Annotated in this window: 17 protein-coding genes; 7 read left to right on the top strand and 10 right to left on the bottom strand. The window is 65.7% G+C overall.

Annotated elements, in window-relative coordinates:
- Window positions 1-101 precede the first annotated feature (101 nt).
- A complete protein-coding gene (locus tag AC6CHP_RS18275; protein WP_104189460.1) occupies window positions 102-1,142 on the top strand; it encodes an NAD(P)-dependent alcohol dehydrogenase in 1,041 nt (346 codons plus the stop codon).
- Window positions 1,143-1,250: 108 nt separating this feature from the next.
- Window positions 1,251-1,430 carry a hypothetical protein gene (locus tag AC6CHP_RS18270; RefSeq protein ID WP_188731601.1) on the top strand — a complete coding sequence of 60 codons (180 nt, stop codon included), beginning with the start codon at window positions 1,251-1,253 and terminating at the stop codon, window positions 1,428-1,430.
- A gap of 10 nt (window positions 1,431-1,440) precedes the next feature.
- Here the strand turns inward: AC6CHP_RS18270 and AC6CHP_RS18265 are convergent, their stop codons facing one another.
- The 8 genes from AC6CHP_RS18265 to AC6CHP_RS18230 form a co-directional block, all read right to left on the bottom strand.
- Window positions 1,441-2,478 carry a nitronate monooxygenase gene (locus AC6CHP_RS18265; protein WP_498231447.1) on the bottom strand — a complete coding sequence of 346 codons (1,038 nt, stop codon included), beginning with the start codon at window positions 2,476-2,478 and terminating at the stop codon, window positions 1,441-1,443.
- 29 nt (window positions 2,479-2,507) lie between these two features.
- Complete coding sequence (locus AC6CHP_RS18260; protein ID WP_377090647.1) at window positions 2,508-3,314, bottom strand: CPBP family glutamic-type intramembrane protease; 807 nt, start codon at window positions 3,312-3,314, stop codon at window positions 2,508-2,510.
- Window positions 3,315-3,585: 271 nt separating this feature from the next.
- Window positions 3,586-3,783 carry a hypothetical protein gene (locus AC6CHP_RS18255; RefSeq protein ID WP_104189464.1) on the bottom strand — a complete coding sequence of 66 codons (198 nt, stop codon included), beginning with the start codon at window positions 3,781-3,783 and terminating at the stop codon, window positions 3,586-3,588.
- Window positions 3,784-4,099: 316 nt separating this feature from the next.
- Window positions 4,100-4,870 carry a GAF and ANTAR domain-containing protein gene (locus tag AC6CHP_RS18250; RefSeq protein ID WP_229675409.1) on the bottom strand — a complete coding sequence of 257 codons (771 nt, stop codon included), beginning with the start codon at window positions 4,868-4,870 and terminating at the stop codon, window positions 4,100-4,102.
- The gene (locus tag AC6CHP_RS18245; protein WP_188731603.1) at window positions 4,867-5,118 is read right to left on the bottom strand and encodes a hypothetical protein; all 252 of its coding nucleotides are present in this window, start codon (window positions 5,116-5,118) and stop codon (window positions 4,867-4,869) included. Before AC6CHP_RS18245 ends, AC6CHP_RS18250 begins: the two co-directional genes overlap by 4 nt.
- Before the next feature lie 2 nt (window positions 5,119-5,120).
- Window positions 5,121-5,846 (bottom strand): GAF and ANTAR domain-containing protein, encoded by a 726-nt coding sequence (locus AC6CHP_RS18240; protein ID WP_188731605.1) that lies wholly within the window; start codon window positions 5,844-5,846, stop codon window positions 5,121-5,123.
- A gap of 167 nt (window positions 5,847-6,013) precedes the next feature.
- The gene (locus AC6CHP_RS18235; RefSeq protein WP_188731607.1) at window positions 6,014-6,355 is read right to left on the bottom strand and encodes a hypothetical protein; all 342 of its coding nucleotides are present in this window, start codon (window positions 6,353-6,355) and stop codon (window positions 6,014-6,016) included.
- A gap of 9 nt (window positions 6,356-6,364) precedes the next feature.
- A complete protein-coding gene (locus AC6CHP_RS18230; RefSeq protein ID WP_188731610.1) occupies window positions 6,365-7,084 on the bottom strand; it encodes a GAF and ANTAR domain-containing protein in 720 nt (239 codons plus the stop codon).
- Between the two features lie 100 nt (window positions 7,085-7,184).
- Between AC6CHP_RS18230 and AC6CHP_RS18225 the strand changes: the two genes are divergently transcribed.
- The gene (locus tag AC6CHP_RS18225; protein WP_188731612.1) at window positions 7,185-7,919 is read left to right on the top strand and encodes a GAF and ANTAR domain-containing protein; all 735 of its coding nucleotides are present in this window, start codon (window positions 7,185-7,187) and stop codon (window positions 7,917-7,919) included.
- An 8-nt stretch (window positions 7,920-7,927) separates the two neighbouring features.
- Window positions 7,928-8,512 carry a hypothetical protein gene (locus AC6CHP_RS18220; RefSeq protein ID WP_188731613.1) on the top strand — a complete coding sequence of 195 codons (585 nt, stop codon included), beginning with the start codon at window positions 7,928-7,930 and terminating at the stop codon, window positions 8,510-8,512.
- A 56-nt stretch (window positions 8,513-8,568) separates the two neighbouring features.
- On the opposite strand, the gene AC6CHP_RS18215 is transcribed toward AC6CHP_RS18220, so the two are convergent.
- Window positions 8,569-9,297, bottom strand: a complete 729-nt coding sequence (locus AC6CHP_RS18215) for a Type 1 glutamine amidotransferase-like domain-containing protein (protein ID WP_188731615.1) — start codon at window positions 9,295-9,297, stop codon at window positions 8,569-8,571.
- Between the two features lie 101 nt (window positions 9,298-9,398).
- Between AC6CHP_RS18215 and AC6CHP_RS18210 the strand changes: the two genes are divergently transcribed.
- Window positions 9,399-9,731 carry an ArsR/SmtB family transcription factor gene (locus AC6CHP_RS18210; RefSeq protein ID WP_188731617.1) on the top strand — a complete coding sequence of 111 codons (333 nt, stop codon included), beginning with the start codon at window positions 9,399-9,401 and terminating at the stop codon, window positions 9,729-9,731.
- 13 nt (window positions 9,732-9,744) lie between these two features.
- On the top strand, window positions 9,745-10,242 hold the full coding sequence (locus AC6CHP_RS18205) for an SRPBCC family protein (RefSeq protein ID WP_188731619.1): 498 nt from the start codon (window positions 9,745-9,747) through the stop codon (window positions 10,240-10,242).
- A 96-nt stretch (window positions 10,243-10,338) separates the two neighbouring features.
- Here the strand turns inward: AC6CHP_RS18205 and AC6CHP_RS18200 are convergent, their stop codons facing one another.
- Window positions 10,339-10,854, bottom strand: a complete 516-nt coding sequence (locus tag AC6CHP_RS18200) for a PaaI family thioesterase (protein ID WP_188731621.1) — start codon at window positions 10,852-10,854, stop codon at window positions 10,339-10,341.
- Window positions 10,855-11,014: 160 nt separating this feature from the next.
- Between AC6CHP_RS18200 and AC6CHP_RS18195 the strand changes: the two genes are divergently transcribed.
- Window positions 11,015-11,608, top strand: coding sequence for a DnaJ family domain-containing protein (locus AC6CHP_RS18195; RefSeq protein ID WP_188731762.1), 594 nt, complete (start codon window positions 11,015-11,017; stop codon window positions 11,606-11,608).
- The last annotated feature ends 540 nt before the right edge of the window (window positions 11,609-12,148 follow it).

Here is a 12,148-nt window from a genome sequence, read left to right as displayed (position 1 = left end):
CCAGTTACAACAGGGCCACCGCTACAGGCCGCCGTATCCGGTTTGATGGAACCCAGCCCCTGTAGCATTTCAATAACCCCCAACAGAACCCCAGGAGACCCATGACTACCGTCAAGGCCTATGCATCCCCGTCCTCCACTGAGGACCTCATCCCCACCACCATCGAACGCCGCGAAGTGGGCCCCCACGACGTCCTGATCGACATCAAGTTCGCAGGCATCTGCCACTCGGACATCCACACGGTCCGCGGCGACTGGGGCCCGCAGCAGTACCCGCTGGTTCCCGGCCACGAAATCGCCGGCGTCGTCACCCAGGTTGGCTCCGAGGTGACCAGGCACGCCGTGGGCGACCGCGTGGGCGTCGGCTGCATGGTCAACTCCTGCAAGGAGTGCGAGAACTGCCTGAAAGGCGAGGAACAGTACTGCCTCAAGGGCAACGTGGGCACCTATGGCGCGGTTGACCGCGACGGAACCATCACCCAGGGCGGCTACTCCACCCACGTCGTGGTGACCGAAGACTTCGTGGTCCGGATCCCCGAAGGACTCGAGCTCGACGTCGCCGCTCCGCTGCTGTGCGCCGGCATCACCACCTTCTCCCCGCTGCACCACTGGGGCGCCGGACCCGGCAAGAACGTTGCCGTTGTTGGCCTCGGCGGGCTCGGCCACATGGCCGTCAAGATCGCCCACGCCATGGGCGCCGAGGTCACTGTGCTGTCCCAGTCGCTCAAGAAGCAGGAAGACGGCCTGAAGCTGGGTGCAGACCACTACTACGCCACCAGCGACGAGAGCACCTTCAGCGACCTCGCCGGCACGTTCGACCTCATCATCAACACCGTGAGCGCCTCGATCGACATCAGCTCCTACCTGCAGCTGCTGAAACTCGACGGTGCCCTGGTGAACGTGGGCGCCCCCGCCGAACCGCTCCCCGTCAACGCGTTCGCGCTGATCGGCGGGCGCCGTTCGTTCGCCGGTTCCATGATCGGCGGCATCCGCGAAACGCAGGAAATGCTGGACTTCTGCGCCGAGCACGGCATCGGTGCCGAGATCGAGGTCATTCCCGCAGAGAAGATCAACGAGGCCTACGAGCGCGTCCTCGCCTCGGACGTCCGCTACCGCTTCGTGATCGACACCGCCACCCTCTAAGCAACACAGCGCGTTCGACGGCGGCCGGTCCCGTGAAGGGGCCGGCCGCCGTCGTGCGTGGAGGGGTATTCCCGCCATCCGCTGCTGCGGGCGCAACGAATAACCGGCATGAACTACTACACCCCGGCGGCGCAGGACCGGGCCCGGGACGCCGCATCCGATGCCATCGAGAAAGTGCTCAACGGCATGTCCGAACCATTGAGCCGGCACGCCCTGAACGCCCGCTGGAAACGGGCCTGCGAAGCCATGGACAGGTTCCTGGAAGCACAGGACACCGGCGAAGAATAGGCCGCTTCCGCTATGGCCGCAGGGCCGCGAGGATGTGCGCCGCAGGGCCTGCAACAGTGCGGTCGAAACCGGTTCCGGCCCACAGGCTCAGCCAGTCCGCATCCCCGGCAGCGGCTGCTGCTGCGCGCAGGGGAGTGGTGAGGTGGTGGATCTCCGGGTAGCCGTCGGGGGCCTCGCCATCGTGGCGGCGCATGAATTCGTTGTACAGTCCGCGGGCGTTCCGCCCCGAGAAGGCCCGTGTGACCGCAGTGGTGGTGAAGCGCCCCGAGGACAGGGCAAGCCGGTGGGCTGCCTTGGTGCCGGCCTCGTCCGCGCGGAGGAACGCCGTGCCCGCCTGGACAGCCACAGCTCCGCGGGAGAGGGCGGCCCGGACATCGGCGCCCGTGGCGATACCGCCGGCTGCTATCAGCGGCACTCCGAGGTCCGCCAATTCTTCGAGCAGGCCGTGGAGGGATTCACCTTCCGGGCGGCGCGCTGTGTCAAAGGTGCCGCGGTGTCCACCCGCCTCCGGTCCCTGGACGCACAGCACGTCAACGCCTGCGTCCAGGGCGCGCATGGCTTCAGGCCGCGACGTTACCGTCCCGATGACGCAGGCGCCCCGTTGCTGCAGCGCGCCGATGACGGCGGGTTCCGGCACATCGAAGGTGAAGGAAACCGCCTCGGGGACATGCTCCAGCAGGACCTCAATCTTGTTGTCCCAGTAGTCGTCGTCATGGCGCGGATCCCCCAGGGTGACGCCAAAACGCCCTGCGTCCGGAGCCAGGGACAGGGCGTACTGTTCCAGCGCCCCGGGGCTGATGACCGGGGGCTGCGGGACGAAGACATTGACGCCGATGGGGGCTCCGGTCAGCCGCCGCGTGGCCTCGATCTCCGACTTCACCGCCGCCGCGGGCTTGTAGCCGGCGGCCAGGAATCCCAGTCCTCCCCGGGAGCTCACCGCCGCTGCCAGCTCCGGCGTGGACGGCCCGCCCGCCATCGGCGCCTGGATCACCGGCAACGGCAGGGAGGCGATGTCAAAGCGGGCGTTGCCGCCGGCGGGTGCATCCACGATGGTGGTTCGCTTTCGTGCTGAGGGTACTAGTACAGGAAAATGTCGATCCACTCGCGGTTGTGGGCATGGATCAGGACCAGGAACAGCACGAAGTCGAACAGCAGGTGGACGCTGACAATGTAGGACAGCGACTTGGTCACCGTGAACAGCCGGGCCTGCAGCAGGGCGAAGGGGAAGATGAAGAAGGGCGCCCAGGAATGGAAGCCGAGCTCCCAAAGGAAGGACGTGAACAGGACCGCCTGCAGCAGGTTGGCCTGCCAGTCCGGCAGGTGGCGGCGCAGCAGCGTGAACGCGGTGCAGATGAAGAAGAGTTCGTCCCAGATGCCCAGCACGTTGGTGCCGAGGAAGAGCCGTGCGATGCCGTCCGGGTCGCTGACAGCCGGCCAGTTGGTGTAGACGCCGGTCCGGATCATGTACACCGGCATCAGCGCATACCCGATTACCAGGACGGCAGGCAGGTACCACTTTTCGGCGCGCGTCCACGGCTGGCCCGTCCTGATGGGGAAGCGGATGGCGTGGTCCTTGGTGACGAACCTCGAGACCGAATAGGGAATCCCGACGGCGAGGATCATGGCGGTTCCCATAACCAGCATGTGTTCGGTGCTGATGTCCGTGGTGATGGGGACCAGGCTCATGGCCGTCAGGCCCACGGCGATCAAGGCGAGGTCGATCAAGAGGCGCCTGCTGATGAAACCGGCCAGGACCAGCGCGGCGGCCAGGAGGAGGAAGCCGGAGAGGCGGTCCTCGCGGGCAAACAGCAGGAAGCCCGACGCCGACACAAGGGCCGAGGGGATCAACGGCAGTGACGCCGGGCCCGGCTGTGCTGGGCTCACTTTTGCTGTGCCCGTCTGTGCTGTGCCTGCCTGGTCTGGGCCCAACTTTCCTGGGCCCAACTTTCCGGGGCCCGGCGCGGCGGGGTCGGCTTGCGCCCGTGGTTTCTGCCTCATGGTCACCTTTGATGCTTGGACGGCGCTTCCGCTTGGATTCCACACATTTTACTTGCCGCGTGCCGCGCCGGGGCAAGGACGCCGTGCCGCGCTTAAAGGCAAGCGGACGACGCCGGGGAGTGCCGGCGTCGTCCGCTTGCCTTTCAGGGGTGGCCGCTTAGGCGGAGGCCAGTGCCTTGCCTTCACCGCGCAGGCTCAGGGTGAAGGTGTTGGGCCCGCTGCACGTTACGGCGACGCGGCAGGTGGTGGTGTTGTGCCGCGCGGAGAGCTCGCTGGCAGCGGAGTCAAGGGTGTGGTGCAGGGCGGACCGGTCCCAGATTTTCAGGGTCACGGAGTCAGTGGCATCGAACGTCATTATTCAACTTCCATTTCTTGCGGTGGGCGGCCTGGAATCTTCATCGACCAGGCCGTGGTCTCGTCTATGAGGCGGTACTGCATGGGAAAGCGCGTTCCTGTATTTCAATGGTGCAGGTTGCCGAAGGGGGTTGGCAACCGTATCCGGCCGGATGTGACCAAGCACACCGGGCCTCGGCAGTCACTCCCTCGCCGGGAGATCAAGCCTGCCGATGCCTTTCCATAGTGCCCAGCGGCAGGGGCCAGCCTCAAGAATGTTGCGCGTGAGTCTCATCACGTTCCGCCTGGGCGGCACGTGGTTTCGGGTGGCACGGACCCTATTCGTCGAAGTAGGTGCCAATCTCGTTCTCGCCGGAGATGGAAGCGATCACGGCCGCGGCCACTTCGCGAAGCTTGACGTTGCGCGTGCTGGACGCCTTGGTGAGGATGCCGAATGCGGTGTCCCGGGTGCACCTGTTCTCGGCCATGATGGCTCCAATGGCCATGTCGATGGTGGTCCGTGATTTGAGGGCTAGGGCCAAATCGTTCCTGGCCTCGGACAGCTGGGTGATGCGCAGCACCAGCTTCAGTGAGCCTGCTGCCTGCCCCGCGAAAGCCTCCGCTGTGGCGATGTCATCCGCCGAGAACCCGTTGACGCGGCCGGAGTAGAGGTTCAGGACGGCCTCCGCCTCACCGGCGATGTCCATAGGTACAGCAAGGATGGAGGACACGCCCCGTGCCGCAGCGGCCCGCACGTAGGCCTCCCAGCGGTGTTCCCTGACAAGGTCGGGAACCAGCAGCGTCGTTTGGGTGCGCAGCGCGGTGAGGCAGGGGCCGTCTCCAAACCCATTCTGCAGTTCGTCCAGGGAGTGTGCTTCCGAATCGCTGCTGGCCACCGCCTCGGGCCGCTTATGCCGGATCACGGTCACGCCGCAGAGGACCGGATTGCCCGGGGTGGAGAGCCGGGAGGCGGCCACCACGGCGAGGTCGTTAAGGAACTCAGCGATGTCACGGCTGTCCAGGACCATATCCTGCAGCCGCAGGTCCACATCCGGAAACTCACGCCGTCCGGACCCATAACCGTCCGTGCTGTGTCCGTGGGCTGTCACCGCGTGTCCGCTTCCGTCATTTCCGTCATCGCCGTGGCGATCAGGTTCACCTGCGCGGCCGGTATGTCCAGCGCCTCGTGGAGGTAGGCATCGAGGGATACCTCATCGATATCGCCGCCGATGCCGTAGTAGTAGATCCACAGCTTGTCCAGCGGCAGCTCCGTGTCCCGGAAGCGCCGGGCAGTTCCCCTGCGTTCTTCGGCTGCCCGGTCCGGCTGCTCGGGCCCGTCGGCCCCAAGGGGATGCATCCTTACCCTCCGTCGCTGTTGGGTGCGGGGAGTTCGGCTCCCTGCACAATGTCGTGGGCGATCGCGTGGACTTTGCGGTTGCTGGACTTCGCCGCCAAGCGGAGGATCTCCAAGGCGCCGTCCCGTCCGCCCCGGTGCTGGAGCATGATCAGGGATACGGCCGCGTCCACAATGGCCCTGGATTTGAGGGCGGCCCTCAGGTGCTCGGGATGGACGTCCGCCCCGTGCAGGCGCAGCGCGATCCGGAGGACCCTGGACATGGAGGCGGCGTGCTGTTCCAGGAGCACCACGGTTTCCTCGTCGAAGGCGTTGATGGTCTTTGCGTAGCAGTTCAACCCCGCACGGGAGGAAGCGTCGCTGGGGATGGGGACTGCCAGCACGGAGCGGATCCCCTCCCGGGCGGCCGCTTCTGCGTATCCGCTCCAGCGCTCGTCGCCCAGCAGGTCCGGCACCCACACAAGGCGGTGCTGCCGCAAGGCCGTCAGGCAGGGGCCTTCGTCGTACGAATACTGGGTTTCGTCCAGCCGCCGGCCTTCCTCGCTGCTGCTGGCAACCGTTGACAACCCGCCGTCGCGTTCTACCGTGATGGTGCATGTGACAGGACCGTCGGAACCAAGCAGGGAGGCCGACAGGGTGGCCAGGCCTAGAAGGAATTCGGGAAACCCGGGACTTTCAAGCAGCAGGTCCTGCATCCGGTCAGATGTTGTGAGAGTGCTTTCCTTGGCCATCAGGCCTCGATCCTGGATGCACCAGAAGACTCGCCTCTGGCTGGCGGCCGCTGCTCTGTACGCTGGCTGGCCCGAGTATTCAACCCCGGACGTCCCGCACTCCCGAAATCTCCTACTACCGACATTACGCCGGTACGGGACCTATGGATATGCCGGAGCCACCCGGTTTACTCGTCCGGCTCCGTTCGCCGGCCGGTCCCGTCTCCGCCGCCGCCAGGTCCCTCAGCGGAGGGTCCGGGGGCATCGCTCGAACCAGGAAAGTCGTCCGAGTAGGGTGCGCGTGGGCGGGGCAGATCGTCAATGAGCTCGTTGGCTGCCAGGGCCAGCAGGTCGCGCTGCACCGGCGGCAGGGAAAGGAGCCCCTGCAGGTACGCTTCCACCTCGTATTCCCCGGCGTCTCCCGAGAGGCTGAAGTACTTCAGCCACAGATCGGACACAGGAATATCCGCCGCCCTGATGGCGGCGCGGAGCCGGCGGCGTTGTTCCGGTTCGTTCGGATCGAAGCCCATAGGTAGGTCCTAAGCGCCGGCAGGCAGCGTCCCGGCAAGGACGCGTTCGCTGACGTGCTGCAATGCAGCGTTCTCGTCGCGGGCAAGCTTCATCAGCCTCTGCAGTGCTGCCTCATGGGTCATCCCGTACCGTTCCATCAGCGCTCCGCAGGCCCTGTTCACCAGGTCCCGGCTGTACAAGGATGCCTGCAGGACCTCGGTCATCCTGTGCGGGGCTTCGCTGGCCTGGATGTGTGCCAGCAGCGTGGCGGCCGGGGCAGCGAAGAGCTGGAGCAGCGCGGCGCTGGATTCGTCATAGATGTCGGGGGTGGCGGCGTAAAGCTTCAGGGCACCCAGGGATTCCCGGCCGGCCTTCAGGGGAGCGCTGACCACTGACAATATGGGGAGCCCGCGGACGGCTTTCCGCCATTCAGGCCAGCGGGTTTCATTCCCCAGGTCCGTGACCAGTACGGGTTCTTCTGCCGCCCAGGCGGTCAGGCACGGTCCTTCCCCGCACTCGTACTGCGTGGCATCGGCCCGGCTTACGATCCGGTCGGTATAGCCGCTGCTGGTGCGGCGCCCGCGCGAATCCAGAAGCGATACTCCTGCTCCGATCGTCCCGGGAACCGACTCCTTGGCGGCCTGGGCCAGGATCCGGACGGCCGTGGTGACCTTTTCCTCTGTCAGCAGCAGCCCCTGGATGCGAGCTATGACGGTGCTGAGCTCGTCGAGGGGAAGGTGCTGCGCCATAGTCTCAGCATAGAGCCAAGCCCCGGGCGAGCAGCGGATGCCGCTGCCCCCCGCTGTCCGGTCCGCTGCCCAGGAAGGGGCGTGACAGTAAGATGGGCCCATGTCGAGTTCACCGGAGAAAGAACCAATTGAAGAGCTCCAGAGCATTCTGGTGGGCGCGGAAAACGTTGTTGAGTTCCTCACCGGGCTCGCAGGGCTAGCCGCAGCATCGGTTTCCGTGGAGGCGGGTGACCACATTGAGTGTGCAGTCACGCTCAAACTGCGGCGCAAGCCCACGACTGTTGCCGGCAGCAGCCAACGCGCGGTGGAGCTGGACAAAGTTGAACAGGCCGTCGGGGACGGCCCCTGCATCAAAGCGCTGCGCGAGATGTCTCCGGTGATTATCGACGACGTCGCCACGGACTCCCGCTGGCCGGAGCTGACCCGGAAGCTGGCGGAGGCAAACATCCGGAGCTCCCTGGGGGTGCCCCTGGAGATCAGCAGCGAAGCCAGTGTGGCCTTGAATTTTTTTGCGTCCAAGCCAGGCATGTTCACCGCGGGTGTCTATGAGAAGGCCGTGGGCTTCGCTGCTGCCGCCCACAACACGCTGCATCTCTCAGTCCGCCTCGACACAGCGCAAAGCCGGGCGGAGAACCTGGAAGCTGCCATGGAGAGCCGGACTGCCATCAACCTGGCATGCGGCGTCATCATGGCCCAGAACAGGTGCTCCCAGGCGGAAGCCATGGACATCCTCACCAAGGTCTCCAGCAACCGCAACCAAAAGCTGCGGGACGTCGCCGCGGAGCTGATTGAACAACTGACCGGCGACAGGGTCAAGACGCACTTCGACGCCTAAAGAACTCGATGGCTGCACATCGCCTCGACGCTGCAGTGCGCCTGTGCCTGCTCCTCGCGGCAGTGGCCACCGTGGGCGGCATGTTTGGTTTCCTGCTGGTGTGGGGTCAGTTGGTGATTCCCGGATGGGCTCTTAGCGCCTCGCTGCTCGTACTTTCGCTCGTTCTCGCAATCGCTCGCGCATTGCTGCGCCGCCGGAACGCTGCGCCGGGCGAGCAAAGATCTGCCCGCAGGCGTTCACCACAGTGGGTGGGCATTGCGGTGTTGGCCGGAGTTTGCAGCGTCATGGGTGGGGTAGGAGACCTTGGTGCTACCTACACGGTCCTGCGTCCCCCGGGCCCCGGCTTCTGCCAGGCAGCAGTGAGAGAGCATTCGTTCCTGTTTGCCGGTGGCGGTGAGTTGTACGCAGTGGGGCTTGGCGGCTTTGGCAGGCCCGTCAGTTCCTGGACCGCCGATGATGGATACCAGCCCATTGCGTCAGGCTCCTACGACTTCACGTGGGACGCCGAAGGTGCGCTTCTGTCCGTGCATGGTGGCTCCGATCCCGTGTGGCCGGCATTGCACGACTTTGATTGCCCTGCACGCGACAGCTGAGTGGTCCGGGCCAGCTTGGCTACAGGGCTGCCCCAGCAATAGGCCGCGATTTACCCTCAGTCCGCCTGCAGCACGGAGACGCTGCAGGCCGTGCCGGACCAGCGGATGTCCCAGCAGTTGCCGTGGCCCAGTACCTCGAAGCTGTCATCGCCTGCCGCTGCCAGCACCAGGGCGGTGTTCTCGTCCACGGCCACAGCCCTCTCCACCAGCCCTGCGGCCACGGCTCCCACTGCGCGGCTGAGCGTGCCGGCCTGTGCTGCGTGGACATCAATTGAATACGGGGCCAGGCCCAGGCCGTCCCGGATTTCGAGCTCGGCCAGGCCCTCCGAGCATTCTTCGCCGCAGACCTCAATGCCGCGGTTCCGGTAGCCGCCCACCAGCGCCCTGCGGGGTGCGATCATGGCCCCGGCGGAAAAGCCGAGGTAGGGCACGCCGCCGGCCACGGCCCGTGAAATGGCGGTTGCGGAAGCGGCGAGTCCTTCCCAGTACGCCGGCGTCAGTCCACCGCCCACCACCAGCCCGTCGACGCCGTCGAACACTGAAGGGTTGGGAGGCGCGCCCGCACCCAGCAGGACCGGCACCACCTCAAGCGGAATCCGTGCGAGCAGCGGATCCACGTAAGCCGGAAGGAGGCTTTCCGGGTTCCCGCCGCGGTCATGAACTACCACCGCCACCCGCGCGGGTGCCTCCTGGCGGGAACGCTGGCTGACGGCCTGGGCGAAGCGGTCAAACACTTCCGGAAACGCCAGATGGTCCGGCCCGGCGCCGGCAAGGAAGATGCTCATGGCCTTCAAGATACCGGCCCCAACGGCCTTTCCGCCGGAGTGGGAACCCCGTTTCCGCAGGCCATTGACAGCCCGTGCGGGCAGGACTATCGTACAACCAAATGGTTGTAGATCAGCTCCGTGAAGTCGAACTGGACCGCCTGTTCCAGGCGTTCGCAGATTCCACCCGCCGCGACATTGTGCGCCGGGTGACGGTGGGGGAGTATTCAGTTTCCGGTCTCGCTGTCCTCTATGCCATGAGCTTCGCCGCAGTCCAGAAGCACGTTGCGGTGTTGGAGCGCGCATCCCTGGTCACCAAGGAAAAGCGCGGAAGGGAGCAGATTGTGCGGGGTAACCATGAAGGCCTGCAAAAAGCCCGGCGGCTGCTCGACGAGTATGAGGCGATCTGGCGGCAGCGCGTCGACCGGATCGCAGACATTCTGGCTGAAGGATAAGGAAGGTTGCGCAATGCCTGTTATCAGTTCCACCAAGAATCCCGAGGCCCTCAGCCTCACCCTCGTGGCGGAGTTCGACGCCGGCGTCGAGCGCGTCTGGCAGATCTGGGAAGACCCGCGCCAGCTGGAGCGTTGGTGGGGTCCGCCCAACTATCCGGCCACGTTTGACCGGTTCGACTTCCAGCCCGGCGGGAAGGCCGACTATTACATGACCACCCCCGAAGGCGAGAAGCCCCGAGGCTGGTGGAAGTTCAGAACCATCGAGCCGCCGCGCAGGCTCGAATTCGATGACGGCTTCGCTGACGAAACCGGAGCGCCCTTGGATGCCATGGGCAGTGCCCATGCCGCTGTAGACCTGGAGGACATCGGCGGCCGCACCCGTATGACCATCATGTCCATCTTCGATTCCGAAGAGCAGCTGGAAGAGATGGTCAAGATGGGCATGGAGGAGGGTATGAAGGAGGCTTTAGGCCAGATTGACGCGATCCTCGCCGAACACGCCAACGCCTGAACGGCCCGCCGCGCCACAGCGGACCTGAAGCGTACGACGGCGGGACGTCCCGCCGTCGCACGCTTCAGCCTTTTCCGGGGCTGCTGCCGGCAGGGCCTACCGGTCCGGGGCCGCGGCGAATACCAGGAGTGAACTAGTGGCGGTGGCCAGGAGCTCACCGGCCGGCCCGAAGATGCGCCCCTCGGCGAAGATGACCCGCGATCCCGGTTTGGTCACGGTCCCCTCGGCCCGCAGCACGCCGTGCTTGAGGGTGATGGGGCGGAGGTAGCTGACGGAGAGGTCGATGGACGTGTACCCGAATCCAGCGGCCAGGGTGCTGTGCCCCGCGCACCCCACAACGGTGTCCAGCAGCGTACAGGCCAACCCGCCGTGCACCACGCCCAGCGGGTTGTAGTGCGCTTCGGCCGGCCGGCATTCGAATTCCACGCGCCCCGGCTCAACCCCAACAAGGGCCAGGTTCATCAGGGACGCCATGGGCGGCCGCGGAATGGTTCCGTCCCGCATGCCGGAGAGGTAGTCCAGCCCGGACATCAGGGACAGGTGCCCAAGGCCCACGCTCGGATCGGTCCAGCTGAACGTTGCCGAGCGCTCCGTTGCTCCGTTGCCATCCATTGGCACTGCCTCCTCCGTGTGGCCCGCCTGCCCAGCTTAAGCGAAGCGACGCCCCCCGGCTCCAGCTCCGTGCCGTTGTTCGGGATGGGCGTTGAACCCGGCCAACGGGTTCTGAATACTGGAAGGAAGGCGTAGGGACAAACGTGGGGCGGTGGCAGCAATGGGGAGCGGTGCAGCAGAGTACCGGAAGCGCCTGGAGCGTGCCGCCGAACTCCGCACCTACCGCGGGGCAGGCATCAGCGCGGAGGAAGAAGCCGAGCTGGACGCCCTTGAAGTGAAGGAGCGGGAGAAGCGCAAGAAGGTGAGCGACTCCGCCCGGGCGGAGTACCTTGTCCGTGATGCCATGGCGCAGGGCAAGTTCGACAACCTCAAGTACGCCGGCAAGCCGATTCCCGGGCTGGGGGAGTCGTACGATCCCGACTGGTGGGTCAAGGGCCTCATCCAGCGGGAAAACATCAGCGGCCTCGGTCCGGCGGCCATCCTGCTCCGGAAGGAGGACGCCGAGCTTGATGCCAGGCTTGACGCCCAGTACACGGAGCAGCAGGTGCGGGACATCCTGCAGGATTTCAACCGCCGCGTCGTCGACGCCCGGCGCCAGCTGCAGGGCGGTCCGCCGGTCATCACCAAAACCCGGGACGTAGAGGAGGAAGTGGGCCGGTGGCGCCAGCGCCGTGCGGCCCGGCCTGCCGAGACTCCGGCAGAACCGCAGCCTGCGCGCCCCTGGTGGCAGCGGCTGTGGAAAGGTGCAACGTAGCCGAACGTACGACGCCGTTGCGTCCCGCCGTCGTCGTCCTCGCCTTAGTGGGATCCCTGCCCGGGTGGGCAGTTCGCCCCATTGCGCTACGGCTGGGTGTGCCCGAGTATCAAGTGACGATACTGAAGACCAGTCAGACTTTGGGGGGACATCTATGAAGATTTCGCGAAGGATTCTTGCTGCCAGCGCTGCCCTTGCGTTGATGGGCGGGACAATACTCACGGCTCAACCTGCCTCGGCTGACGACGGGTATGCCAACTGCAACGTGTGGATTCACTATGAGTTCAATGTGGGGGCCAGTTGCAACTCCAACGCCCCGGGCACTGAGTATCAGGTTGCGGGCCGGTGCCGTCATGTCCCCACTGGCCATGAGGCCATTGTGCGTGGGCCCTGGAGGTGGCAGATGCCGGCCTCGCAGGGCTTCAACACCTCGTATGCCCAATGCCCCACTGGCACCAGGGCGGTAGAGGTTTGGCGCAACGTGCGATAGGCGTCCTGCCGCCGTGATGTCCATCTGCAGCCACGAGCCCCGGGGAAAGA

The organism is Pseudarthrobacter sp. GQ63, from assembly GCF_059758765.1.
Note: the sequence above shows the minus strand (reverse complement) of the source record. Positions and strands in the feature narration are given on the sequence as shown.

Coding starts and splice junctions, on each gene's coding strand:
- AC6CHP_RS18230 (WP_188731610.1), bottom strand. CDS start 7,084: ATGGCGCAGCACCTTCCCCTCGACGAGCTCAGCACCGTCATAGCTCGC.
- AC6CHP_RS18215 (WP_188731615.1), bottom strand. CDS start 9,297: ATGAGCATCTTCCTTGCCGGCGCCGGGCCGGACCATCTGGCGTTTCCG.
- AC6CHP_RS18275 (WP_104189460.1), top strand. CDS start 102: ATGACTACCGTCAAGGCCTATGCATCCCCGTCCTCCACTGAGGACCTC.
- AC6CHP_RS18255 (WP_104189464.1), bottom strand. CDS start 3,783: ATGACGTTCGATGCCACTGACTCCGTGACCCTGAAAATCTGGGACCGG.
- AC6CHP_RS18225 (WP_188731612.1), top strand. CDS start 7,185: ATGTCGAGTTCACCGGAGAAAGAACCAATTGAAGAGCTCCAGAGCATT.
- AC6CHP_RS18240 (WP_188731605.1), bottom strand. CDS start 5,846: ATGGCCAAGGAAAGCACTCTCACAACATCTGACCGGATGCAGGACCTG.
- AC6CHP_RS18200 (WP_188731621.1), bottom strand. CDS start 10,854: ATGGATGGCAACGGAGCAACGGAGCGCTCGGCAACGTTCAGCTGGACC.
- AC6CHP_RS18270 (WP_188731601.1), top strand. CDS start 1,251: ATGAACTACTACACCCCGGCGGCGCAGGACCGGGCCCGGGACGCCGCA.
- AC6CHP_RS18245 (WP_188731603.1), bottom strand. CDS start 5,118: ATGCATCCCCTTGGGGCCGACGGGCCCGAGCAGCCGGACCGGGCAGCC.
- AC6CHP_RS18210 (WP_188731617.1), top strand. CDS start 9,399: ATGGTTGTAGATCAGCTCCGTGAAGTCGAACTGGACCGCCTGTTCCAG.
- AC6CHP_RS18220 (WP_188731613.1), top strand. CDS start 7,928: ATGGCTGCACATCGCCTCGACGCTGCAGTGCGCCTGTGCCTGCTCCTC.
- AC6CHP_RS18195 (WP_188731762.1), top strand. CDS start 11,015: ATGGGGAGCGGTGCAGCAGAGTACCGGAAGCGCCTGGAGCGTGCCGCC.
- AC6CHP_RS18205 (WP_188731619.1), top strand. CDS start 9,745: ATGCCTGTTATCAGTTCCACCAAGAATCCCGAGGCCCTCAGCCTCACC.
- AC6CHP_RS18235 (WP_188731607.1), bottom strand. CDS start 6,355: ATGGGCTTCGATCCGAACGAACCGGAACAACGCCGCCGGCTCCGCGCC.